General features: G+C 58.1%; 14 protein-coding genes and 1 pseudogene. 10 read left to right on the top strand and 5 right to left on the bottom strand.

The genetic code is table 11. From position 1 onward, the window contains the following. The coding region (locus E0L15_RS08830) for a UvrD-helicase domain-containing protein (RefSeq protein ID WP_168125301.1) at positions 1-2,120 on the bottom strand (2,120 nt) is incomplete at its 3' end. 138 nt (positions 2,121-2,258) lie between these two features. Here E0L15_RS08830 and E0L15_RS08825 point away from each other — a divergent pair. The 3 genes from E0L15_RS08825 to E0L15_RS08815 are packed head-to-tail and all read left to right on the top strand — an operon-like array spanning position 2,259 to position 6,265. Beyond that, a complete protein-coding gene (locus E0L15_RS08825) occupies positions 2,259-4,592 on the top strand; it encodes a DNA internalization-related competence protein ComEC/Rec2 (protein ID WP_168125300.1) in 2,334 nt (777 codons plus the stop codon). Positions 4,593-4,610: 18 nt separating this feature from the next. Next, positions 4,611-5,666: a DNA polymerase III subunit delta gene (gene holA / locus E0L15_RS08820; protein WP_168125299.1), complete on the top strand. Its 1,056-nt coding sequence runs from the start codon at positions 4,611-4,613 to the stop codon at positions 5,664-5,666. Then, on the top strand, positions 5,660-6,265 hold the full coding sequence (locus E0L15_RS08815) for a DUF4093 domain-containing protein (protein ID WP_168125298.1): 606 nt from the start codon (positions 5,660-5,662) through the stop codon (positions 6,263-6,265). Before holA ends, E0L15_RS08815 begins: the two co-directional genes overlap by 7 nt. A gap of 53 nt (positions 6,266-6,318) precedes the next feature. On the opposite strand, the gene E0L15_RS08810 is transcribed toward E0L15_RS08815, so the two are convergent. Then, positions 6,319-6,681 (bottom strand): hypothetical protein, encoded by a 363-nt coding sequence (locus tag E0L15_RS08810; RefSeq protein ID WP_168125297.1) that lies wholly within the window; start codon positions 6,679-6,681, stop codon positions 6,319-6,321. Positions 6,682-6,809: 128 nt separating this feature from the next. Here E0L15_RS08810 and E0L15_RS08805 point away from each other — a divergent pair, with 128 nt between their 5' ends. The 3 genes from E0L15_RS08805 to E0L15_RS08795 are packed head-to-tail and all read left to right on the top strand — an operon-like array spanning position 6,810 to position 8,050. Then, positions 6,810-7,163 carry a hypothetical protein gene (locus tag E0L15_RS08805; protein ID WP_168125296.1) on the top strand — a complete coding sequence of 118 codons (354 nt, stop codon included), beginning with the start codon at positions 6,810-6,812 and terminating at the stop codon, positions 7,161-7,163. Between the two features lie 15 nt (positions 7,164-7,178). Beyond that, positions 7,179-7,601: a hypothetical protein gene (locus E0L15_RS08800; RefSeq protein ID WP_168125295.1), complete on the top strand. Its 423-nt coding sequence runs from the start codon at positions 7,179-7,181 to the stop codon at positions 7,599-7,601. 26 nt (positions 7,602-7,627) lie between these two features. Next, a complete protein-coding gene (locus tag E0L15_RS08795; RefSeq protein WP_168125294.1) occupies positions 7,628-8,050 on the top strand; it encodes a hypothetical protein in 423 nt (140 codons plus the stop codon). A gap of 87 nt (positions 8,051-8,137) precedes the next feature. Here E0L15_RS08795 and E0L15_RS08790 read toward each other — a convergent pair whose 3' ends face one another. Continuing rightward, entirely contained in the window at positions 8,138-8,659 is a 522-nt protein-coding gene (locus tag E0L15_RS08790; RefSeq protein WP_168125293.1) for a GNAT family protein, read from the bottom strand. Between the two features lie 82 nt (positions 8,660-8,741). Here E0L15_RS08790 and E0L15_RS08785 point away from each other — a divergent pair, with 82 nt between their 5' ends. After that, positions 8,742-9,467, top strand: coding sequence for a DUF2207 domain-containing protein (locus E0L15_RS08785; RefSeq protein WP_168125292.1), 726 nt, complete (start codon positions 8,742-8,744; stop codon positions 9,465-9,467). An 87-nt stretch (positions 9,468-9,554) separates the two neighbouring features. Further along, positions 9,555-10,024, top strand: a pseudogene (gene tnpA / locus E0L15_RS08780) (IS200/IS605 family transposase). Between the two features lie 99 nt (positions 10,025-10,123). Here the strand turns inward: tnpA and E0L15_RS12655 are convergent. Both E0L15_RS12655 and E0L15_RS08770 read right to left on the bottom strand, forming a co-directional pair. Then, positions 10,124-11,449 carry a sensor histidine kinase gene (locus E0L15_RS12655; protein WP_168125291.1) on the bottom strand — a complete coding sequence of 442 codons (1,326 nt, stop codon included), beginning with the start codon at positions 11,447-11,449 and terminating at the stop codon, positions 10,124-10,126. A gap of 27 nt (positions 11,450-11,476) precedes the next feature. Beyond that, complete coding sequence (locus E0L15_RS08770) at positions 11,477-12,211, bottom strand: LytTR family DNA-binding domain-containing protein (protein WP_087233952.1); 735 nt, start codon at positions 12,209-12,211, stop codon at positions 11,477-11,479. A 277-nt stretch (positions 12,212-12,488) separates the two neighbouring features. Between E0L15_RS08770 and E0L15_RS08765 the strand changes: the two genes are divergently transcribed. After that, positions 12,489-20,069, top strand: a complete 7,581-nt coding sequence (locus tag E0L15_RS08765) for a hypothetical protein (protein ID WP_168125290.1) — start codon at positions 12,489-12,491, stop codon at positions 20,067-20,069. Between the two features lie 17 nt (positions 20,070-20,086). Continuing rightward, positions 20,087-25,801: Ig-like domain-containing protein (locus E0L15_RS08760; protein WP_168125289.1), on the top strand; the 5,715-nt coding region annotated here is incomplete at its 3' end.

Here is a 25,801-nt window from a genome sequence, read left to right as displayed (position 1 = left end):
TCCTGATAGCTGCGCCCGCTCTGCTCCAACAGCTCGGGGGGAATCTCCCCGGCGAAACGGGAGGGGCGGTTGGCGCTGGTGCGGCCGTAGAGCATACGCATGCTGGCGCAAGTGAGGTACAGCTGCTCCTTGGCCCGGGTCAGGGCCACGTAGCACAGCCGCCGCTCCTCTTCCATCTCCTCCTCGTCGCCAATGCAGCGCATACCGGGGAAGATGCCCTCTTCCATGCCCACCACAAACACCACGGGGAACTCCAGGCCCTTGGCCGAGTGCATGGTCATCATCACCACGGCGTCCTCGTTGGGGTCGTGGTTGTCCAAGTCCGTGTACAGGGCGATCTCGTCCAGGAAGCCCGCCAAGGTGGGGGACTCGCTGTTCTCCATATACCCCTTGATGGAGGTCAAAAGCTCTCGAATGTTCTCCAGACGGGTGCGGTTTTCGATGTCCGGCTTCACTTGCAGCATGGCGGCGTACCCGGTGCGCTCCATCACCAGCTCATAGAAGGCGGCCAGGTCCATGGAGGCGCTCAGGGCCTGTAGGTCCCGGATGATGGCGGTGAAGGCCCCCAGCTTGGCCCCAGCCTTTTGCAGCTCGGGGTACTGCTCGGGCTGGCTTACCACCTGCCACAGGGACAGCCCCTCCTGGGCGGCGATGGCCCGGGCCCGCTCCACAGTGGTGGCGCCGATGCCCCGGGCGGGGACGTTGATGATGCGGCCCAGCCGCAGATCATCCTGGGGATTGGCCACCACACACAGGTAGGCCAGCATGTCCTTCACTTCCGCCCGGTCAAAGAAGCGGGTGCCCCCGATGACCCGGTAGGGGATGCCGGTGCGCTTGAAGGCCAATTCCAGCTGATAGGACTGGGCGTTCATGCGGTAGAGCACCGCATGGTCCCGCCACTTCATGCCCTGGCGGTAGTGCTCCAAAATGGTGTTGGCCACATACTGGGCCTCGTCGCTCTCGTTCATGGCGGTGTACAGGTGGACTTTGTCCCCCTCTGCCCCCGCCGTCCACAGCTCCTTGCCCTTGCGGCCCTGGTTGCGGCGGATGACGTGGTTGGCCGCTGACAGGATGGTCTTGGTGGAGCGGTAGTTCTGCTCCAGGCGGATGCACTGGGCGTTTTTGTACTGGCTCTCAAAGGAGAGAATGTTCTCAATGGTGGCGCCCCGGAAGCGGTAGATGGACTGGTCGTCGTCGCCCACCACACAGATGTTTTTGTGGCCCCCGGCCAGAAGAGAGGCTAGAAGATACTGCATGTGGTTGGTGTCCTGGTACTCGTCAATGAGCACATAGCGGAACTTGTTTTGGTAGTAGGCCAGCACGTCCTCCTCCTGCTGCAACAGCCGCACGGTGTGGAAGATGATGTCGTCGAAGTCCAGGGCTCCGGCCTCCCACAGCCGCTTTTGGTAGAGGGTGTACAGGCGGGAGATCTGCTCGAAGCGGAAATCTCCACTTTTATAGGCCTCTTTGTGGAAATCTTCCGCCAGCTGCATCTGGTCCTTGGCCTTGGAGATGGTGCCCAGCACCGAGCGGGGCGGAAAGAGCTTCTCGTCTAGCCCTAGCTCCTTGAGGCAGTCCTTCACCACCCGGATGGAGTCGTCGGTGTCGTAGATGGTGAAGGAGGAGGGGAAGCCCAGCCGCTCAATGTCCCGACGCAGGATGCGCACACAGGCGGAGTGGAAGGTGGAAGCCCAGATGTCCAGGGCCTGGGGGCCCAGCACCCGCTCCAAGCGGTCTTTCAGCTCCCCGGCGGCCTTGTTGGTAAAGGTGATGGCCAGGATGGTCCAGGGGGGCGCAGGGTCCAGCTCACATAGCCGGGCGGCGTACTCCCGCCCTTCCTCAGTGGGGTGGTCCACATAGTGGCGCAAAAAGTTCAAATCCTCTTCCGTGGCCCAACCCGGCACCTCGGTGGAGTCGGAGCCCCGGCCATAGCGGATGAGGTTGGCCACCCGGTGGATGAGCACCGTGGTCTTGCCGGAGCCAGCCCCCGCCAGCAGCAGCAGCGGGCCCTGGGTGGTGAGCACGGCCTGGAGCTGCTCCGGGTTTAGGTTGGGGTAGTCCAGAGCGATGGCCGCCCGGCGCAGAGAGGCGAATTCAGAACACTGTTTTTGATTGAGCATCTATATCAAATCCTTGCTGTAAAGTCCAGTTGCAAGCCATTATATCAGATTCCCACACCCAGGGCAACCGGGGGAGCGGTTGACTTGCAGGGGCGCACCCGTTAAAATGGGGAAAGACAGAGAAGGGAGGTGGCAGACATGCGCAAGCTGACCTGGTTTGCAGGGGGCTTTGCTGTCATGTGTCTGCTGCTGATGGGGAATGTCCCGGTTTTGTGGCTGGCCATCCCCGCTCTCCCGATTCTCGTGCTCTGGCACCGGGCTCAGCCCAAGGACAAACAGGACTGGCTGGAGATGACCACAAACAGACGGCGGCGCTACGTTCTGTGGCAGGTGTGCCGCCGGGGAACGGCTGTGGTATTGGGCTGCGGGGCCGGACTGTGCTGGTTTTGTGTGTACTATTTTCTGGTGTGTGTGCCTGCCATGGCGTGTGAGGGGACGCAGACCATCTCGGGCACGGTGATTGCCCAGCCCCAAGAGACGGAGACCGGAAGCTATTCCTTCACCCTGCGCCTGGACTCTGGGGTGGACTTGCTTCTCTATGCGCCTGAGAGCTGGAAGTCGGTACAATTGGGCGACCATGTCCAGGCAGAGGGACAGGTGGAGTATACCTCATTTACCTATGGGGAGGAAGTGACCTATTACACAGCCAAAGGGGTGTTCCTCCTGGGGACCTGTGAACAGGCGCCCACGGTGGAGCGCCCCGCTGTTCTGCCCATTTCCTGCTGGCCCGCCTGGGCGGCCCAGCGGCTGAAAGAGGGAATCCAGGTGGCCTTTGACCAGGCCACTGCCCCTCTGGCCATTGCGGTGACCCTGGGAGACAAGAGCTTGTTGGATGACGGGCTGTATACCGACATGACCCGGGCAGGGATGACCCACGCCGCCGTGGTGTCCGGGCTCCACGTCTCCTTCCTGGTGGGTGTGCTGATGGTGCTTTGCCGCAACCGCCGCCGCTGCGCCGTGGCCCTCATCCCGGTGCTGGTGTTCTATGCGGTGATGGCCGGGGGGACTCCCTCCGCTTTTCGGGCGGTGTGGATGCAGGGAGCCGCGCTGGCGGTGCCTGTGGTGGGACGGGAGCAGGATGCGCCCTCCGCCATGGCCCTGTCTCTGCTGGTGCTCATGGTGCAAAACCCCTTTTCCGTGGCACAGGTGGGGTTACAGCTGTCCTTCCTGTCTGTATCGGGGATTTTATTGCTCACCCCCAGAATCTACCGGGGGCTCACCAGGTATCTGGAGGAGCGTACCTTGCGGGGATGGAAAAACGTGGTGGGAAGCCTGTGGCGAGGGGTTAGCGCCTCGGTGTCCGCCTCCCTGGGAGCCATGGCACTGACGGTGCCGCTGGTGGGCGTGGTCTTCGGCCAGGTGTCCCTGGTGGCGCCGGTGGCCAACATCCTGACCCTCTGGGCCATGTCGATGTTGATGATGTGCGCCCTGGTCCTGGGCCTTCTGGGGCTGTGGCTGCCCGGTGTGGCGGCACTGTTGGGACAGGGTGCGGGACTGTTGGGCCACTACACCCTGTGGATGGTACACAAGTTGGGCACATTCCCCTATGCGGTGCTGGATATGAAAAACATCTACCACGTGATCTGGCTGGTGGGAGCCTATGCGGTATTTGGGCTGCTGCTGTGGGGCAGTGTGGCTCTGCTTCAGGTGCTTTGGAGCGGAGCGGGGTTACTGGTGCTGCTGGCTCTCCCTGTGGGGCTGTCCGCCTTTACCGTGGCCCGGTCTGATCTGGTGGTGGGGGCGGTGGATGTGGGCCAGGGGGCCTCCACCGTCTTGATGCACGGGGACCACACCGTGGTGGTGGACTGCGGAGGGAGTGAGAGCACCTCAGCGGGGGACCTGTCCGCCGACTATCTGGCCTCGGTGGGGCGCACCGAGGTGGACGTGCTTCTGCTCACTCACTTGGACAAGGACCACTTCAACGGCGTGGAGCGCCTCCTGGACCGGGTGGAGGTGGGGGAGGTATATGTCCCCGTGTCCGCCAAAGACCAAGAGGAGGCCCAGCAGCTGGAGAGTTGGCTGGAGGAGAAGAGTATCCCCTGCCAGTGGGTGGAGGACGAGGTGGACTTGACCCTGGGCGAGATGGAACTGCGGGTCATCCCGCCCCTGGGCAGCGGCACCACCAACGAGGAAGGGCTGTCGGTGCTGTGCACGGTGGACGACTTTGACGTGCTGATCACCGGAGACGCAGACAGCTATGTAGAGCACATGATTGTCAAATACTTTGTCATCCCCAACATTGAGCTGTTGATGGTGGGCCACCACGGCTCGGCGGACTCCACCAGCATGGAGCTCTTGGGCTGGGCCCGGCCGGAGCTGGGCATCATCTCGGTGGGAGAGGGCAACTCCTATGGACACCCGGACCCGGAGACCTTGGAGCGGCTGCACCGCTCTGGGGTGGAGGTCCACCGCACCGACCAGGAGGGGACGGTGACGGTGGTGGTCCAGGGGGAGAACGTGGGAATTTGGTAAATAAGAGGAGGAAGCGGTATGCCGCCCAAACAGCAAACGGACAACACCGCCATGCGGGAACTGAAAAAGGCGCTGCGCCAGGGAGGGCTGAAAAACCTCTATGTCTTCTACGGCGACGAGACCTTTTTGCGGGAATATTATCTGGGAGAGCTGAAAAAGGCCATTTTGCCCCAGGGTATGGAGGACTTCAACCTCCACACCGCCCAGGGCAAGGAGTGCTCGGTGGACTGGATTGCCCAGGCGGTGGACTGCCTGCCCATGATGAGTGAGCGCACCCTGGTGTTGGTCACCGACTTTGACCTCATGGGCCAGGGAGAGAAGGGGCGGCAGCAGCTGCTGGAGCTGTTTGAGGACCTGCCCGACTACTGCTGTCTGGTGTTCGTCTACGACCTGTTGAATTTCAAGGTGGACGGGCGGAGCAAGCTGGGCACCTATCTGAAAAAGTCGGAGGCGCTGGTGAACTTCCAGCGCCAGTCCACCGGGGACCTCACCGACTGGATTGTGCGCAAGTGCAAGGCCATGGGCCACCGGGTGGACTCCGCCGACGCCCAGTACCTCATCTTCCTGTGCGGGGACAGCATGACCAACCTGTCCACCGAGCTGGAGAAAATCTGCGCCTACGCCTCGGGGGAGCGGGTGACGAGGGAGGACATGGACGCCGTGGCCATCCCCCAGGTGGATGCGGTGGTATTCCAGATGACGGATGCCCTGGCCCGCCGGGACTTTGACAAGGCCGCCGCGGTGCTGGCCGATCTGCTCCACAGCCAGGAGGCCCCCATCATGATCTTGTCGGTGATGGGCAAGTATTTTCGCCAGCTCTACACCGCCCGGCTCTATCTGGACGCGGGGAAGAGCCGCAGCGATTTTATGCAGCTGTGGGGGATGAAGCACTCCTTCCAGGGGGACAAGCTTATGGATGCGGCCCGGAAGTTCTCCCTGGTGTGGTGCCGTCACGCGGTGCGCCGCTGTGCGGAGGCAGACCTCCAGATGAAAGTGAACTACGGGGCAGAGGGAGAGATTCTCACCCAACTGCTCATGGAATTGTCCGCAGGACGGAAGGTGATTGAATGCTGAAAATCAAAGAGGCCATCATTGTGGAGGGCCGTTACGATAAAAACAGCTTGTCCCAGGTGGTGGACGGGCTTATTCTGGAGACCTCCGGGTTTGGGGTGTTCAAGGACGGGGAGAAGCTGGAGCTCATCCGCCGTCTGGCCCAGCGCCAGGGCATCATCGTCCTCACCGACTCCGACGGGGCGGGATTTGTCATCCGCAACTATTTAAAAGGGGCCATTCCCAAAAACCAGGTGAAACACGCCTACATCCCCGACGTGTACGGCAAGGAGCGGCGCAAGCGCAAGGCCGGAAAAGAGGGCAAGCTGGGGGTAGAGGGCATGAACCCGGAGGTACTGCGCCAGGCCCTTTTGCGGGCGGGGGCCACGGTGGTGGACGGGGATGGGCCCGCCCCGGCCCGGGGGAACCTGACCCCGGCGGACCTGTTCGCTCTGGGGCTCACCGGGCGGCCGGACTCGGCGGTGCGCCGGGAGAAGCTGCTCCATCGCCTGGGGCTGCCCCAGCACATGAACAGCAAGGCCTTGCTGGCCATGCTCAACGCCCTGCACACCCCGGACGAGGTGGCGCAGATGGTGGAGGAACTGGAACAATCCAAGGAATAACCAAAAGGGGAGTGGACGAATGGTCCACTCCCCAAAACGTTGTGAGGGAAAGTTTAAACCTGAGGAATCTCAGGGGTGACTGGGGGCATCTGATCGCAGCCGGTGCAGAGGTCGTTGTCGGACACCGCGTTGCAGCTGACGTAGGTGTCGCCCACGGTGGCCACAGCGCCGAACTCCACAGGCACCGCCACGCAGATGTCCTGGGTGATGGTGAACACACAGGAGCCGTTCTTCATGCCGTTGCACACCTCACGGCCCGGGGTTACCACGGGGGTACCGCAGCACTTGGTGGCAGTCAGCCCCGTCTGGGCGAAGGGGGTGACGGTGACGGGCACGCAGATGGAAGCGGACTGATAGCCCACGGCGGGGCAGGTCTGGGTCTCACCCAGCACCTCAGGATTTACGGTAGGAAGCATTGGAATCTCTCCTTTCTGGCCATCGCCGTTTTTAGACTATGCCGGAGCGGGGAGAAGGGTGACAGATGGTGTTGTATTTTCCATGGGGTCTGGTACAATGAGAGAGAAATGGAAAGGGGGAACGGTATATGCGGAAAGGCAGAGTGATCCTAGATACCGTCGCTTTTCTGTGGCACTGCCTCATGGCTGCCATCACCCCTATATGGGTAGGGTTCACGTATATGTTCCTGACCGGGAATGGGAAAGGGGACGACTACGATCTACGCAGTGAGGCGGATATCTATGTGTTCTTAGCGCTGATTGGGATGGTGTTCTGGGCGTGCTGTACCATTCCCACCTTTGGATTCCTGACCAAAGAGTGCTCGAAGTTGGGGAGAAACCATCGTTTCATTCCCCTAGCTGTCTTTTTGCTTGTGGGGTTCCTGGTCATTTGCCTGTTGGGATGGGACAATTATTTGATGCTGTATGGTGTGAACGCATGAAAGGAGTGGGAGACCATGCGGGAGCTGCTGAAGAAGATGCGGGGGTATCTGATTTATAACGGTTTCTTTTTTCTGCTGCTGTTGGCGGGGTATTGTCTGGAGCCTGGGCGTTTTGTAGGGCAGGATTGCGATTGGATTTGGCTGTGGCTGGTGCCGAGCGTTTACGTCTTGGCGTTTGAGCTGTATCTGGCGGGGACGGTATTTGCCCTGGTTTATCAAAAACATGAATTTACCACAAAAGAGGTCTTCTTGTCCGCCCTGGTCATCTTGGTTACAACGTTTCTTTCCGTGGGTATTCCGACAATTCTAGAGAGTAACGGGCAAGAATTGTTGGAGTCTCTTTGTTCTTCATTGCTGTTTCCAGTGTGCTTTGCCGGTACCTATTGTGTGGTCTATTTCATTGCCAGATTCATTTACCAGAGGACATGGTGGGTTTAGAAAGCAGATGAAAGGAGAGCTTGGCTGTGGTTGAGATGCTGAAGAACATGCGGGCATATTTAATTTATAACGGTTTTATTTTCCTGTTTCTGTTGGTGGGATATGTTCTCATGCCCGGGCGTTTTGTGGGGCAAGATTGCGATTGGATTTGGCTGTGGCTGGTGGTGGCCTATTGGGTGAGTATGTTTGAGGTGTTCCTGGCCGGGCCAGCATTTGCGCTGTTCTATCAGATGTACCAGTTCACGGTAAAGGAGATCTTCTGGTCTGCTCTGATTATTTTGGTATCCACCTTCCTTTCCCTGAGTGTCATGGATCTTTTGTTCAATGGCTGGGAAGGAATCTTAATGGAGCTTCTCTTTGCGCTGGGAGTTTCATTGTGGATTTCTGGTACCTATACCGTGGTTTATTTTATTTTGAGGTCCATTTGTAAAAAGACGAGGATGGGGTAGTGGGCAGAGAGAGCTACCAAAAACGGGAACGCCCCGAATGCAGCTGCATTCGGGGCGTTCCCGTTTTTGGTCATGAGGTTTTTATTGTTAGACTTTTTGGTTTATGTAGCTGATAAAATCCTTTTCAACCAATTCATAGTCGATGGAAGATTGAAGCTGGCCCAGCTGATCCTTCCAGGCATCCACGTTGGTTCTCACTTTGCGGAACCCAAGGGACTCGTAGACATGTTGTGCCCTGGTGTTCTTCAGATTGGTGTCGAGAATGATCTTAGAATAGCCGTTTTCAAACAGCCAGCCAATGAGCATACTCAGAATTTTTCTGCCCACACCACGGTTTTGGCCATCGGGTTCGCAGATTTTAATGCCGATTTCGGCAACACCGTCACCCAGGTCACGATAATTGCACTCGCCAATCAGTCGGTGGTTTTCTTCGATGACCAGAGAACCCTTGCCAAGCCCCTTTATGACTTCGACCTCGGTGGTCCCCACGCCATTAGGAAAACCTGCGTGGGCCATGACGGCACCGTCATTCCACCAGGTGGCTAGCTGCTTTGCATCGGAGGCTTCGGCTTGACGGATGGTCAGGTTTTCGTATTGAATCTTTTCCATTCTCTTTCCTCCATGTAATTTCTGTGGATGAATGGAGTGTAACAGATTCATAAATAGCTCGCAAGTATTAGAAAGAGTACATATGTTAAAGCTCAGCACCATGGCGCTGATTCCTCTTGCGTGCCTTATTTTTGTATTTATCATATGGCTCAAATACGGCAGGGAAAAGAAGGTCATTGAGACCGTTGAATTTTATCCGCCCGAGGGCATGAACAGTGCAGACGTAGCGTATTGGTATAAAGGAAAGCTGCCGAAAAAAGATATAGTCGCCCTGCTCATTGAGCTGGCAAACGAGGGCTATATTGCCATTCATGACGGCGACGAGGCGGGGAGCGGTGCGTACCGCATCGAGCGTATAAAGCCGTATCCCCATGATCTTGACGAGGATAAAAAAAGGTTTTTTGAAGGTCTCTTTGAAAGCGGCAAAGACATGGTTACCGGGAGCGATCTCAGGAATAAATTCTATCGCACCCTGAATCAGATATCCTCTAATTACGGTTATTCCGGAGAAAAGGGCCGCATACATACCCTGAAGTCCACGCGGCTGCAGCTTCTCTGCTGGCTGCTTGTTATTGGCGGCTTCGTTCTTGATGTTGTGATACTTGCCAACGTCCTGGGTGGGAATGAGCGGTTCATTCCTTTCGTGATCGGCGTGCCGATTCTTGCCGGAGCGTTCTGGCTGGCGTGTTACGTCCCGGGCCGCACAGAGGAGAGCCATAAAAATTTAGAAAAGATAACCGGGTTCAAAAAGTTTTTGGAAACAAATGAAAACCCCCGGCTGTGCCGGGGAGTTCAAAAAAAGCTTTAGCGTTCCATATGAAGAAAAAACTCCTTTTGATACAATAAGAGTGCGGTCTGCCAACTGCACAAAAGTATCAAAAGGAGGACAAAAGGCATGAAGCCTAATGACAAGAACAGTTTAGCACATACAACATGGAATTGTAAATATCACATTGTGTTTGCACCGAAATACCGCAGGAAAGTCTTTTATAAGGACAACAGAGTAGAAATAGGGAAAATACTGAGAGAGTTGTGCAACTGGAAGCAGGTAAAGATTGTAGAAGCAGAAGTGTGTCCCGACCATATACATATGCTTGTAGAGATACCGCCGAAAATGAGCGTGTCCAGTTTCGTAGGGTTTCTCAAGGGGAAAAGTAGCCTCATCATTTTTGAGCGGCACAGCAACTTGAAGTACAAGTATGGGAATCGGCAATTTTGGTGCCGAGGGTACTACGTGGACACAGCAGGGAAAAATGCGAAAAAGATAGCAGAGAGTATATCCAGAACCAGCTCAAAGAAGACCAAATTGGGGACCAGATGACAATCAAGGAATACATCGACCCGTTTACGGGTAGCAAGCACTAATCTTTCGCAAGTGGCAGACCGTACTAACGCCTTGAGGCGTGGCTAGTAACAAAGGGCTTTGCCCGCATATGAAGAACCCCCGGCTATGCCGGGGGGTTCCTATTGGATTTGAATGACAACGTCCATGTAAAACGCGGTGTCGGTGTGGGAGACCACCAGGGTGCCGCCGTATTCCTTGGCGGCTGCGGCAATGGAGGACAGGCCGATGCCCTTGCCGGAATGTTTGGTGGACAGGTATTCTCCGTTGTGCTTGACCACCACGCCGTTGAAGCTGTTGCTGGAGACAATATACAGATCGTGGGAGTTTTTCATATCAATGGTCAGGTTGAAATAGCGCATATGGGGCGGCACAGTGGAGCACCCGGAGACGGCATTTTCCAGGATATTGCCCAGCAGACCGCATAGCACTGGTTCCGGTATGCGCTGGAGGGCGGGAATGTGGATGTTCCAGTTGGCCTGAATTTGTTCTTCTGCGGCAATGTCCCGGTAGTAATTCAAAAGGGCGTTGACCCCGCTGAGGTTGCAGTACTTTAAGGGGGAAGATGGAGGGATGGATTGCTCATATTCATGGAGATAGCGTGTGATCCCATCCATATCTCCGGCGTGGGCCATCTGGGAGAGGGCATGGATGGAGTGGCGAAAATCATGGCGGATCTGACGGGTCCGATCCATATATTCCTGCAGAGACTGATATTGCTTGAGCTGAAGTTGAAGAAAGTGTGTATGCTCCTCTTGGCGGTGCTGTTCGGCCAGAACATAGGAAATTCGGTAGAGAATGGCATAGATAAAAAAGAGCATTAACAGGAAAAGAGTTTCCATGCCAACATAGATTTGGAACATCCTGCCAGTGTGCAGGGTCTGGTAGGAAAGTGGGATGGTAAACACATTGGAAGCGGTGAACAGGACGGGAAAGATGAGAAAGGTATTCCAGACCGCGGTAGAATGAATGGTACGAATGGCGTAGGCAAAGTGCTTCCACAAAAATGGCGTGGCGGCTGCGGCAATGGCGAAGGACAGGGCCAACTGGAACAGCGTCGCGGAAAAGGAAAAGTCCAAGTAGTTGGAGGTGGGGTGCAGCCATGCGTCAAGGGCATAGGCAAAGCTGCTGGGAAAGGACATCAGAGCACAGGCGTTGAGAAACATGGCCGCGGACTGGGAAAGATTGGTGCGCAGCGTTCGGTGATAGAGAAGGAAGAACAGCACCACCGAGATGCCAAGGGGGACATTGATGTGGATGATATGGGAAAACGTCATCTGGAACAAGCCGATCAGGGGAAAGTAAATCAATGCCGCAAGGGCGCACAGCAGAAAGGTTTTTCTGGGGGAATATTTCAGCGAATCGTGCATGGGACAGTAGCAGATCCAGGCGGCGGGGATGATGATGGAAAACTCCAGCATGGCCCGAACATAGGGGGCAGCATCCACGAAAGTCACCTCTTTTCCAATCAAAATTCATCTGGAATGCCGTTGTTGGCTGCGGATCTTTTCAAAGTTGTATGCTCTCAACTGGTCCACAATCTTTTGGCTCTGTCGGACCTTGACCGGAAAGGCCGACTGGTCCTGAAGGACGCATTGATCCTTGCTCATCTCGGCGACGTAGTCGGCGTTGACCAGCACCCCTTTGTTGACGCAGAGAAACCGGGGATCATTTCCCACCAGGGTCTGAAATGCGGAGACGGTCATGCGGCAGCGGAGGGTAGTCCCACCTTTCAATTTGACCTCCAGGTAATGGGCATCGGTGACCACAGAGAGTATGTCATCGAGAAAGACAGAGTGGGTCTGTCTGCCGCTGGTCAGATTGACAAAGGGAGGGGCGTCGTCCATCAGGTGCACATCCGCCAACACCTGAAAAAAGCGGTCCTTGTCCAGGGGCTTGGTCAGGTATTCAAAGGCGTGGAAGGAAAATGCCTCCGGCATAAAATCCGAGCTGGAGGTTAAAAAGACCAGCTTCACCCAGCGGTCGGTGCGGCGAATCTGCGAAGCAACGGCAATTCCGTCCATCTCGCCCATGTAGATGTCCATAAAAATCAGGTCATAGCTGCCATGGGTGAAGTGTTGGAGGAACTCCTCACCGGAGGAGAAAAAGTCGGTTTCCATGTGCACACAGTGCCGGGCGCCGAACTCCTGACAGAGCGCCTGCACAGACCGCTGAAACCCGCGGTCGTCATCCACCAACGCAATGCGCATCCACGCCGTCTCCTCTCTCCCAAAGTCAGGGGGTGCCAGAGGCGCTTCGATGCCCCCTTTCGACCATCATAGCATAGAATGGACACAGATTCCAGCCAGTGGAAATTCTTTCTTGCCAGAAACAATACGTTGTTGCCAATTACCTTGCTGACATGGGAACGTCAAGCTAGAATGAAACCAACTATATCCAGCGATGATACTGTTGATGGATGCCGGGAAAGGAGATCAGGAAAGAAACGGATCAAGTGGATGTCGAGGGCAAGACAAGGAGGAACGTATGAGAACAATGGGAGAAAAGAAGGTGCCATGGGGCAAGAAGGGCAGGCGCGTGGTCAGTGCGGTGTTGGCCGCGGGTATGCTTCTGGAGATGTCCGGGCTCTGGAGCCTGGAGGGGGTTGGCTTTAAGGCCAGTGCGGCGGAGAACTATCTGGAGATGCCGGAGCGCACCCCGGTGAATGTGATGAACAAGCAAACCGCCGCTGTGGTGGAGAATACGCTGTCCCAGCCAGACGGAAGCGTGGCGTACTACAACTTTGTGGACTTTTCCGGCTATACCCTGACCAAGAATATGTCCAAGGTGAGCAGCAGCTCAGGGGTGTACATGAGAACGGTCCGTGGCGACGATCACTTGTATTACATGGAGTTCTGGACAAAAGCCGGGTATGGGTCCTGGAATGTCACTTATGACTGGAAGGACTTCCCTGATGAGTCCTTCCCGGAGGCCTATTCCTGGGAGGACATCTATGTGAACATGGGCACTGGCGCTGTGGCCAGTACAGAGAAGGACAACATTCAGGTGGGGCACTCCGTGAACGACCTGGTGGGAGAGATGAGTGACCGGCCCAGTTCGCCCTGTTCCAGCACCTGGACCCCCATGCCCGACCACACCAACCCCCGGATGACCATTGTGGGTACAGGGGAAGATGCCTCTTCCCATTCGGCGTGGTATGTTCTGGCCGACATGGTCTCGCCGGGCCAGGTGACTGAGTCCGACCCGGACCCCTGGGAGATCCTGGTGACGGAAGACGCCCAAGCGTACGACGGGAAGCCGGTAATCTGGCTTTGTGAGCAGGAGATGATGCGGCCGGCAAACCAGAGCACCACCAAAGAGGACCTGGCCGACTTGAAGCTGGAGGTGGGGGTTGTTCCCGCAGACGACCCCGCGGCCCAGGTGATCTATCTTCAGGCGGAGTGCGTCGCCCTGGAAAATGGGCTGGAGGGCGCCAGCCACAAGGGCGGAGCCCTGGGCTTCCAAATCGTTGACACCAGCGCACTGGAGGGAGAGGAGTATCAGATCGTCTCACTGGAGAATCGTACGGATACCTCCCAACTCAATTACAGCCTGTATCTCTACCAGAACTTTATCACCAGCGCCCAGGACAGCTACTATGAGGTCAACACCCCTGTCACCGATTTGGCGGGCAACCCGGTAATGCTGATGGCAGACGGCAAAAAGAACGTCCGCGCCAAGGCGCTGTTTCTGGACAATGACCCGGTCAATGTGGACAAGGTGCTGCTCTCCGGCACCAACGTGGATGCCAGCATGACCACGCTCCCCGGCCAGTGGCCGGAGGATCTGGACCGCACCAAGCTCTTTTCCACCACCGGGGATCAGGTGCAGCTGCGGGTGCAGCTCAGCGAGCGCATTGCGCCGCTGACCCGGGAAGAGATGGAGGATGTTACCCTCACCTGGAATCTGTCCAGAAATGACGGGGGGGATCTGGTACCGGTGACCGTCCCCCTGGTGGACGTGGAGGATGGGTATGCCAACGGAGTCAACGCAGAGCCGGTATCCATCCTGGTGTTCCAGTCTGTGACGGTGGAGCAGGACTTCACGCCGCAGGGAGTTCAGATCCAGGCGGTGAGCCTGTCCACCGGCGGACACCTGCGGGACATCAGCGGCAACTACATGGAAACCCAGGACCAGAACGTGGTGGACGTCAGCGACAACCCGCCCACGGTGCAAAATTTCCTGGATACTGCCGCCCCTTCGGTGACCATCCAACAGGCGGAGACGGTGGCTGCGGACGAGTTTCTCATTGCCGTTGAGGTCAAGGACTCGGTGGAGAACGGCCTGAGTGCAGGCATGGCCGGTGGAAAGGTGGCATTGACTTCCAGCAAGGGAAGCTCAAACGTTCCCTATCAGTACACCTTTGATATGTCTCCCGAGACCCCGGAGAACTACTCCGGCACCGGCACCATAGGCAGCAGCGGGAATCTGATTTGGAACGATGTGTTCATGCAGCAGGACGGCACATACTACCTGCATTTGAAACTGACCGACACCCAAGGCGTGGAGTTGGATGACCAGGCCCCCTTCCAAATTCACCTCTACGCCCAGGATCTGCTGGGCAATGGTGGAGAGGTGGCCTTGAGTACCCAGGGCCAGAATATCTCCGTGGACCATGCGGCGCCCACCGTGAGCATCTCCAATGTCAAAACGGTGTCCGGCCAGGACCAGAACCAAAACAATACTGCCACCCTCACGGCCACCGTGTACGCCCAGGATCTCAATGGGGTGGAGCTGGTCAAATACCAATGGGTGGAAGCAGACGCGCAAGCCCAGGACAGCAACTGGATTATGGTGGACAACTGGGATGAGACCGGCGGCCTGCTGACGGTGGAGACCACGGTCTCCGGCGTCACTGCTGTCTCCAAGAAGCTGGTGGTGCAGGCCTACGATGTCCATGGAAACATGGCCCAGGTGGAGCAGTCTGTCACTGCGGATTTGACCAAAACCATTGTCAACTATTCTGTGTCTGACAACCTGGATGCTCCCATCGCCGACCCGGGACTGGTGATTGACCGGCCCGGCTGGACTGGTGAGACCGCCCAGGGCGGGGATCTCTATGTCCGTGCCATAATGACCATGGACAACCAGACCTATGTGGGCATTGTGACCAATCCCGACGGGGAGACCTTGTTCGGTTCCGCGTCCAACGCTGTGGAGTGGTATCGGGTGTCCATCGCTGAGGGTGTGTATTTGACGGTGGAGTCCGGTACCCCGGACTGGAGCTACTATGGCCCGGTGACGGTGCGCCTGAATGCCAGCGCCCAGTCCATGACACCCGTGGCATCCCAGGCTGTGGACGATGAAACGGATGTCACGCGCTCGGAAGATGTGGAGCTGCAGGTGTGTTATGCGCCGGAAAGAGACGACGTCTACGACATCGATGGTCAAATTCAAGTGCAGGACAGCTCCGGCAAAGGGGTGGAAGAGACCGACACATTCACCTATGACTATTACAAATTCGACCAGTCCATGACAGGCGCCCGAATCGGGATCACGCTGCGTAATCAGCTGTATGACGACTGGGGTGTACAGGACGTGGATCTGGAAAACTCCTATGCGCTGTTCGTCCGCACCGATCAAGACGGACAGCTGGTCCAGGCTGCGGATGGGGCACCCGCTCCGGAGAGCGTCATTTCGGAGAAAATCCCCTTCAGCGCCGGACAGCAGCAGTGGTTCTCGGTACCGGCACAGGATCTGGATGGCAACAAGTTGACCACCGGAGCGTACACGCTGTGGCTCCATGTGGCGCAAAAGGGGGGCGGGGTGCAGGAGATCTACCTGCCCAGTGCCTTGCCCTCCGGCCGGGAAGGGTATCTGCTGCTGGATGCCGGCGAAATACCCGGTCAGTTTGGTGTGACATCCTACGACGGGTATCTCCCCGTCGCCTTCTCCTACGACAATGGCAGCGGCCTGGCCTGGAGCAAGACGGCCGAGGAGGGCCAGACTCTCCAGGTGTTGAACGTGGGCATTTCCAAGCCCAGTGGGGCGGAGGCTGTGACCCCCCAGGATGGGCAGGATGTGGCAGAGGCCAGAAAGGTGACCCCGGTTACCGTCAACGGCTACATCGTGGGCTACGAGGAGACCATGAACAGCCTGCACAATAATGCGGGACTGCTGAAGCTGACGCTGGCCTCCCAGTCTACGGAAGAAGACGGATATGGCCAATGGCTGGGAACGGATCTGGGGCTCGTGTCCGGCATGAAAATCTGGAATGCCGGCGCCACCGGCGACCCCAACGACCTGGACTTCCAGGATGTCAGCTGTGCAAATGGCGTATCCCGGTTGCTTGCGTTTAGCAACCTGGACTGGTACGACCGGTATGGGGGTGAGTGCGACATTGTGGATGACATCTCCCAGTACTCGGTTCAGGATGCGGGCAACGATAACCTGAAGTATGCCGTGGGGGAAAACACCATCTACTATCAACTGAAGATGGAAAACGGAAAACTCTCCCCCATCTATCAGATGCAGATCAACCTCACCACCCAGAGCCCGGAGCTGGAGCTGAACTACTCCTTTGGCCCCACCGGTCAGACAGAGTCCGGAAAGGCATACACCGAATATGTGGACGTGACCGTGGCCAATGCCTTCTCTCCCAGCGGAGATGTAAAGGTGTACTATGGATACCGGGAGGAAAAAACCGTCTGGATCTACCAGGAAGTCACCGATTGGAAGGAACCGCTGCGCTTCCAGGCCAACCAAAACGGGGAGTGGGGGTCCATGGGTGCCCGGATTGATGCCTCCATCGGCTCAGACCTGAATACCACGCAGTGCCTGGTGATCTATGACGGCGCGGGCAACGCCAAGGTATTCTATCCCAGCTTCCATGTGGAGCGCAGCGATACCCAGTACTACGGCATAGCTGACGTAACCCCAGGGGTGTCTGCCTCTGCCTCCGCCGACGGCGAGAACTCCTACCGGATCAGCCTCTCCGCAGAAGAGACAGATGCCTGGGATCAGGTGCTGGACGCCGTGGACAGCCTCACCATTCAGGTGGATCAGCGCAGTGCCGTCGATGTGAAAGCGATGGACCAGAATGAAAGCCAGCGCAATGAGGGGGGCATCAAATCCTTTTCCACCACTGCGACAGCCGACGGGGGAGCAGGTCTGACCATTTACGGGGACTTCCCCTACGATCCGTCGGTGGAAGAGGGGGCTATGGTGGAACACACCATTGTTGTCTCTGCCAGCTACAAGGCCAGCGGAGCTGCCGAAGAGGCTCTGTATGAGACCTTCCAGGTCTCTGCCTCCAACACCAAACCGGTTTTGAGGGAAGACGCAGAGAGTACGGAAAACTATCTGCAGGGCTATATCCAGGGCAACCGAATGTTCCGGGTCACCGAGCTCATAGACCCCCACGGCAGCCGCATTGCCGTGGACGTGGTATACGGCACATTCTGTTCCCTCCCCATCTATGAAAATGGCACGTACACCATCACTTTCGACGACATTTTTGGAAATGAGTATCAGCAGGAGGTGGAGATCACCGCCCTGCCCGAGGATCCCAAAATCAGCTTTTCCACCCTGGACTACACCCAGGATCCGGTGACCATGACGGTGTCCAGTGAACACAATCAGGTGGAAATTATCAATCCGGATCCGTCCTGGCAGGTTGCCGCGGACGAAAACGGGACGGTACAGGTGACCGTGTCGGAGAATTCCTATATCGAGGTGTGGATAAGCTCCAAGGAGACAACCTATGTGCGCGGGTTCCAGGTCAGCAACATTTACAAAGAGGAGATCGAACCTATGGTCCGGTGGGACAGCTACACCAGTGTGGACCTGGAGAATCAAGTGATTTACGGGGATGTGACTGCCTACCTGGTGGATCAAAACGGCAGCACCCTCGTGGACCCCCAGACAGGCACCTGTCCCAAGTATGTCTTTACCGCCGGCGGGGAGACCAGCTATACCTTCCGCGGTTACGTCAACCAGTACGGGGTTCAGGGGCCGGACTATACGGTGACCCTGGACTATGAGATCAAACCCTACCCGACCCAGGAGGCGGACACCGTGGCGCCCGATGTGGGCATCACCGGATACCGGGTATACAAGGATACACCGGCTGAGGCGGGGGTTGCCTTCTGGTACCTCCATGAAGAGCGGCCCCAGGATGGCGCCACCCTGCCGGATTATCGGGAAAAATACGGCGCGGAAAACGTGTACACCGACATGGATGCCTTCGTCAGAAGCATGGGCTGGGCGGAGAGTTATCGCTGGAACGTGGACATTGTGGATGAGAGCGCTGTGCGGCTGTTTATCAAGTCGGACCTGTACGGGGAGGCGCCCACCTACGAGACCGGAACCAGTGATGAGATCCCGGGGGTGAAGCTCCAGGGCCGCAGCCTGGAGATCACCGGCAATGCGCAGTTTGTGCTCTACGCCGTGGATGAGGCGGATCATGTGACAGCGGTATCGGTGAATATTACGGCCATCGGGGATCAGGTGGATCCTGAGTACGCCCAAGTGGCGGTGGATGACGGTGCCAGTGTGCGCATCTATCTGATGCCCCCCAACATGGAAGGGGTCACCGAGCTGAAAATCACCAATGACGCCGACAACGACGGGGTGCCGGATGCCGTGTTGGATCAGGATCTCAACTCCTCTTTCTATGGATATTCCTACCTGACGGTGTGGGAGAACGGCCCGGTGAATGTGTTCTACTCCTATGAGTACCGGGGTGAGTTGGTGACAGGCCAGATGGAGATGGAAGTCACCGGCGTGGACACCACACCGCCCCAGGTGGTGGATCAGGTCAAATGGTCGGCAAACCATGCTCTGTCCGCCACCAACCAGGAGGTCAGCGCCCAGATCCAGTTCAGCAGAGGGCTGCAGGATGTCTATCCCATTGACAGTCAGGGACAGCAGATCCCAGTGCCCCAAGGGGTGACCATCTCCTTCCTGGAAAACCAGGTGACGGTCACGTACGACAACAACGCACCGGCCTTGACCCTGCGTGCGGTGGCCGCCGGGCGGGATGATCTGCTGGGCGCTGTAAACCTGGATGAGGTGGACAACGTGGATACCACACTGCCCAACATCACCTATCAGGTGGACTATGGCGACAACCACCGCCAGGCGCAGATCAGCTTCACAGCGGATGAGCCTGTGGTGTTGATTCAAAGCGGAACACGTGGGGAGTCCATATCCGTAGACGTGAGTACAAATGGTGTCAAAAAGTATACCTTTACAGACCTTGCGGGGAACGCAGTGACGGTCTCTGTGGCCATTGACGGGCTGGTGGAGGAGGAACTGACCTTGCAGGTGTCCACCACCGCCAGTGACAGCGGCATCATAGCCCCTGCCACCTATCAGGCACAGGTGGGAGACCAGCTGTACGTGAAGGTCAATCGCGCCGCCACCATGACGGTGAGCGGCGGAAGCCCGGTGCCCATTTCCGCCAACGTGTGGACGCAGGTGCAGATTGCAGAGGATCTGGCCGGGCTCTATCCCTCCATCCGTGTGGTGGATGATTACGGAAACGCGGCCGTGGCACAGCTGCTGAAGGTGCCTGTGCCGGATCGGACGGCGCCGGTAGTCCTGCTTCACCGGAAGAACCTGACCGTGGCTGCGGGCACCAGCAGAGAGGAAATTGACGCATTGCTGCGGGACAACATTACCGCCTTTGATCTGGGCACCCCGGAGGGGATGGAATTTGAGTTTGTGTACGACCCGGCGGTCAGCGGCACCCAGACGGTGATCTACACCGTGCGGGACGGCGCGGGAAACGAGCGGGTGCTGGAGGGCAAGCTCACCGTGCGCGCCGGAGGAGAACCCACCATCACGGTGGACGGTCAGATTGCGGTATGGGATGACATTTTGGTGGTGGATGCGGGTACAAAACAGCTGCAAGTCACCTTGAACGGCAACCGCTACAAGCTGGACTGGAAAGCTGGCAACAAGACGGTGGGCCAGATGAAAACCGGCAGCACCAGCCTCACCGGCGGTTATGTCTCCGACCAGGAGAGGACCGTGGAGGTGGAGATGACCACACCCGGCTACTACACCTTTGTGTTGACCACCCAGCTGCATGAGACCTACCGGTTTGTGGTGTACGTGAAATGAGGGGGCGAGGAGGAACTATGAAAACATTGTGGAAACGAGCACTGTCCGGGGCGCTTGCGGTGGCGGTCATGGCCACCGCCGCGCCCGGCGTGCTGGCATATGCCGCCGAGGCTCAAACGAGAGAGAATGCAGACAATCTGGAATTGAGTGACGGGTACCTCTCTGTCTCCATGTCCACGGAAAACGGCGGTTTTTTGGTCAACACAGAGGAGGGCGACAAGCTCAATAAGTCCGACAACAACAAGAACTTGCTCTACCCCGCGGCCGACTATGATACCTCCTACACCTCAGTGCGGGTCACCAGAACGGACGGGTCCACCGAGGACTATGTGTTTGGCCGGGATTACGGCTTCTTTGGCCTGGACAGCAGTGACGTGGAGGTCAGCAAGGAGGGCAACACGCTGAAGGCCCAGTGGAGCGTGAAGGATCTGACCATGGTGCAGACCCTCTCCCTCCTCGACCAGAACTCTGCCCAGCATGGCATGGTGTCCATCAGCTACCAGGTCTCCACAGACCGGGATGACGTGGAGAATGTGAAACTCCGATTGATGCTGGACACCGCCCTGGGCTACCAGGACTGGGCCACCTATGAGCTGCCTGGAGTGAATGGCATTTACCAGCACATCACCTCAGAACAGGTGCTGGACAACCGGGACGGCCAGGCCTACTCGGGCGCCATGTTTGCGGTGGACGACGCCAACGCGCCCAGCATGACCGCCTATACGGTCAATGCCTCGTTGGACGGTCAAACCGTGGAGCCCTACCAGCTGGCCTTTGGCCACTGGAACAACCTGGCTGAGACTTCCTTTGACTTTACACCGGATCTGGGGCTGGACTTTACCAACCCCTACAATGAGACCTATCTGACCGCAGACAGTGCCTACGCCCTGTACTACGACTTGGGCCAGATCACGCCCGATGACTCGGCGGTGATGAGCACCTACTACGGGGTCTATTCCAACGTGACGGTGGGGGAGGAGGAGCGGGCCGCCATCAACTTCCCGGAGCTGCCCGCCTCCATGACCTTCAACGAGGAACAGGACGCCTATCTCTCCCAGGTGGAAGGCGGCGCTGAGGGGGATGTGCATTTGCAGGTGTCTGTGAGCAACATCTCCGATGACGCAGTCAGCCAGATGGCTGTGGTGACCCGGGTGCGCAATGGGGTACAGCCCTACGAGGATTACTATGAGGGGCTGCTCTATGAAGGCGGCGCACGGGAGGACTTTTATCAGGTGGTCCGGGATTTTCAGCCGGGAGAAGAGGCACAGGTGGAATTTTACTACAATGTGTCCCCCCTCCCGGTGAGCGAGTACCGGAAATTTGAGATCCTCTGTTATGACATCAGCGATACCGGTGAGCTTCTGGAGCAGAACCTGCTGGCCAGTCGGGAGTTCTATGTGCTGTGCCCCGGGGTTCTGGGGGAGATCCTCACCTTTCACAGTCTCAATCCTCAGATCATCTATACCGACGGCACCCGGCATCTGTTTCTCTCCGGCCAGAACTTCCAGCTGCTGCAAAACACATCTGCCTACACGGTGTACTTAAAATCTCTGTCCGGCGGCACCGACCTGGTGCTGGACAGCAGTAAGGTATTCCTGGATATGGACAAAAACAGCCTGGACCTGGTGGTGGATCAGCACCTGGATCCCGGCGGCTACCAGGTGGTATTCAACTGGGCAGAGGCAGGGAAGGAACCCACCACCTCGTCGGCCCTGCAGTTCTCCGTCACAGAGGAGCCGGAGTACATCTCAGACGTGTACGGTGTCGTCACCATTGAAAAGGATGGTGAGGACGGCTATGCCCTCAGGCTGTATGACGATGAAACAAGCTACGACCGCAGCCTGACGGACATGGAAAAGCAAAACCAGGTTTTGCTGGAGTTCCGGGGTGATTTTACCGCCCAGTACGATGAGGACGGAAATCTGGTGAGTGCCAGTGCGGTGTCTGTGGAGGCCGCAGATGGGACCGTGAGCAGCACCATCAACATCAGCAACTGTCTGGATGTGGAGGCGGGCAGCCTCACCATCCGGGTGGAGAATCCAGGCACCGAGGAGCAGGTCATCAACACCGACATCGACGGCAAGGTATATACCACCAACAGCCGCACCAAGGTGTGGAACGGCGTGTGTGCCATCACCAGCCTGGAAAATGGCGAAGAGTACCCCTTGCTGCAATACGACTACATGGGCAACCCCACCTCGGATGTGGAGAACAGCGTGGCCAACACCAACGCCATTACGCTGGTGTGGCCGGGCGCAGCCAGTACAGCACAGACCCTGGCGGGCATTCTGTTTGAGTTCCGTTACTGCCAGTTTGGCCTCATGGCGCTGGAGACTGGGACCGTGACCGACCAGACGCCCAAGAAGCGGGTGGTGGCATTCGGAGCTGAGATGTCCCCCGACTTCCTGCTGCCCAGCAACTTTGACTGGGGCAACCGGCAGACTTCCACGCTGGAGGCGGTGCAGCTGAATCTGGCCAAGAGCAACTATACGGCAGACCAGCTGCGGGATGTGCAGGCCCGGTATGCCGCCGACCAGCAGGCCTGGGAGGAGGCGGAGACCGGAAGCCTGTCCCTGTACGTCCACGACATTCTCTTTGGCGGCGGGTTTGTGGGCTTCAACGCCTCGGTGGAGGTGGCGCTGCCCTCCTATGCCGATGGACTGCCCGGGGTCGAGGGCACCTTGAACCTACGGGTCATGCCCGACTGGGACCTGTGGGAGGTGGGCGTGTACGGTTCTGCGGACTTTGCCATCCTCAATATGGAGGCAGAGCTGGTCATCACGGCGTACAACAACATTCCGCTGCCCAATAAGATCTATTTCTATGTGGGCGGGTTTACCCCCGGCATCAACGTGGACGGCATGGGGATTTTCTGGATCCAGGGTGCCGGCGGCGGCGTGGAGGGCCTGGCCGACACGGTGTTTCTCTCCTCCCGTGTGCCGCCGCTGAAGCTCATTTTTTCCGGACAGTTTGCCCTGTTTGCGGTGTTGCAGGCCCGGGCGGATTTGACCATGGGGATGAGAGAGTTCTCGCTGGGGATGCGGGATCTGAACATTGCCGGGATCACCTTGCTGGAAAGCGCCTCTCTGACCACCCAGTGGTACCCGGAATTGAGGCTCAATGCCGGCATTGAGCTGAACATCCTGGACATCATCGAAGGAAGTGGTTCCATCGTCCTGGAGGAGGACAAACGGGAAAACCGCCTTTTCTGGGAGGGCTTTGCCACAGCGGGAGTGACCACCCCGAAAATCCCCCTCATCGGCGAGATCCATATTGGTGATGTGGATTTGGGCCTGAATGCCTCCAAGATCTGGGGCGCGCTCCATGTGCTGATGCTGGATATGGGTGTGACCTACTACTGGGGCGGCGACGTGGACTTTGCCTTTGGCAAGTACAACACCCCCGAGGCCACGGTGCCTGCGGCCCTGTCCGGGATCCCGGTCTACACGGATGCCGGAACCGGCCGGGTGCTGTATATGAGCGTGGGCACCAATGCCCGGTTGGAGGCGGCCACCGACCGGCGGACCTTTGATCTGGCCGGTACAGCCACCCGCACCAACGGGGAGAGTTCCATTGACCGCAGCGCCGACGGCATGACCCATGTCATCCAGCTGGGCAGCTATTCCGGCGCCTCTGGAAAGGCACTGACCCTGTCCTTCCAGGCGGACAGCTTGGAGCAGGCACAGCGCATTGCCATGGGGGACAGCCGCTATGGCACCCCGGGCATCACCCTCGCTGACCCGGACGACCCGGGCCAGACTTACAGCCTGCGGTGGCTGGACACCACCCAGGATGCAGAGGAGCAGAGTGACGCCAATGCGCTGCTGTCCTATGACCAGGAGAGCGGTGAGGCCAACGTGACCATCTCCTTCACCCAGGCTGAGGACTACCACGCCTGGCGGTTGACCCTGGGAGCTTCGGCCCAGTCCGCCCTGTACGACATCGCCTACCTGCCCGGCTTGGATTCTGCCAGCGTTCAGTGGAACGACCAGACCCAGGAGCTGACCGTGACCTGGCAGGGCAGCGAGCTCAACGACGTGGAAAATGTGGCCGTGTACGCAGTGAGCCAGACGGAGGAGGGAGAGTCCACTACCACCCTGTTGTATGAGACGGATGATACCGGCATCATCTCCGGCGGGGTGGCTGGGGCCACCCAGGGCAGTGCCACCTTTGCCGTGCCCACGGATCTGCCCAGCGGCAGTTACACCATCCAGGTGGTGGGCTCCAGTGAGACCCGCTCGGTCAACGACGTGGTGAAGGTGGAGGAACCGCTGGCCTATACCAACCCCAACCAGCCCCAGGCGCCTGTCATTGACAGCGTGAAGCCGGGCGGCGATTACAGCATCGATGTGGCCGTGGAGAAGCAGGGCGCATATGACGGCTATGTGGCCACCATCTATGAGCAGACGGACACCGGATTGGTGGCCACCGATCTGGCCCAGCAGTGGGTGGAGACCTCTGGGGAGGCCTCAGAGGAGACCCTCACCCTGGGCGGGCGGTATACCACCTCCGCCTATGTGGACGGAGATGGAAATGCTGTGCTTCCCTCTGAGGCAGAGGGCCGTGACGATGTGACCAGCGTGGAGCAGACGGTGGGTGTGGAGGCCGGAAAGGTCTACAAGATCGGTCTGGCTGGATATACCACCGGCCCAAACGGTGAGATCTTCCTGTCACAGGAGACGTTGAGCAGTGCCATCACCATGCAGGCCCCCAAAAAGGCCACGGTGACGGTGCAGGCGGAGGGCAGTGTCAGCGTTGACGGTACCGATACCATCAACGGGGTGAATGCCACCATCCAGATCACCTCGGATATGCCGGTGTCCGGCACCTGGACCTTGGACGGCGACGTGGCTTCCGGCCAATGGCAGGCGGGCACAGACCAGAATTTCCTGGATCAGGCTATAGATTTCTTTGCCAATTTGTTTGGCGGGGAGCGGGAGCAGATCGGCACGATCTATCTGTCCGGACGGGCGGAGACGGATGTGCTGCCGGACGACGGCGGCCTAACAGAGGGCACCCACATTCTGTCCCTGGTGGGCGAGAATGAGCAGGGGGATGCCGTATCGGTCAAGTATATGTTCCGGGTGGACACCACCGCCCCCAGGCTGCAGCTGATCTCCCCGGCGGACGGAGACTACTTTTCCGACACTGTGACGGTGGAGGGGCTGTCCGAGCCGGGCGCCGTGGTCACCGTTCTGGTGGACGGTCAGGCGGCTCAAACCGTCACCATTCCGGAGGATGGTACTCTCAGCGTGGAAATTCCCGTAGACAACACCGTGCTGGAGCATGAACTTACCATTTATGCGGAGGATGCGGTGGGCAACGTGGGACGCAAGATGTCCATTCCGCTGCTCAACGACATAGCGGCGGCGCCGGATGTGGCGCTGGGCATTCTCTTCAACGGACAGGATTACACCCAGCAGAACATCCCGGCCGGCACCAACGGTGTGGTACAGCTGTGCCTGGTGTCCGGGTCTCGCCGGGTGCCTGTGCCTGCGGACTCTGTGATGGGCCGCCAGGCCGAATGGCAGACCACCGTTGTGAAGGGTACCGCCAGCCTGGACAATGGCCTGTCCCTGTTGACCAGCCCGGATGTCAATGGGATGCTGACGGTTTCCCTGGATCAGATGCAGGCGGCGGCGGTGTTGGGCGGCAACGCCAATGACATCGACTACCAGACCTGCAACGTCACCGTGACCGCCAATGAGGGCGGCACCGTGTCTCCCGCCGGT

Origin of the sequence: Pseudoflavonifractor sp. SW1122, assembly GCF_012027765.1 — a bacterium.
Classification (GTDB): Bacteria; Bacillota; Clostridia; order Oscillospirales; family Oscillospiraceae; genus Enterenecus; species Enterenecus faecium.
Note: the sequence above shows the minus strand (reverse complement) of the source record. Positions and strands in the feature narration are given on the sequence as shown.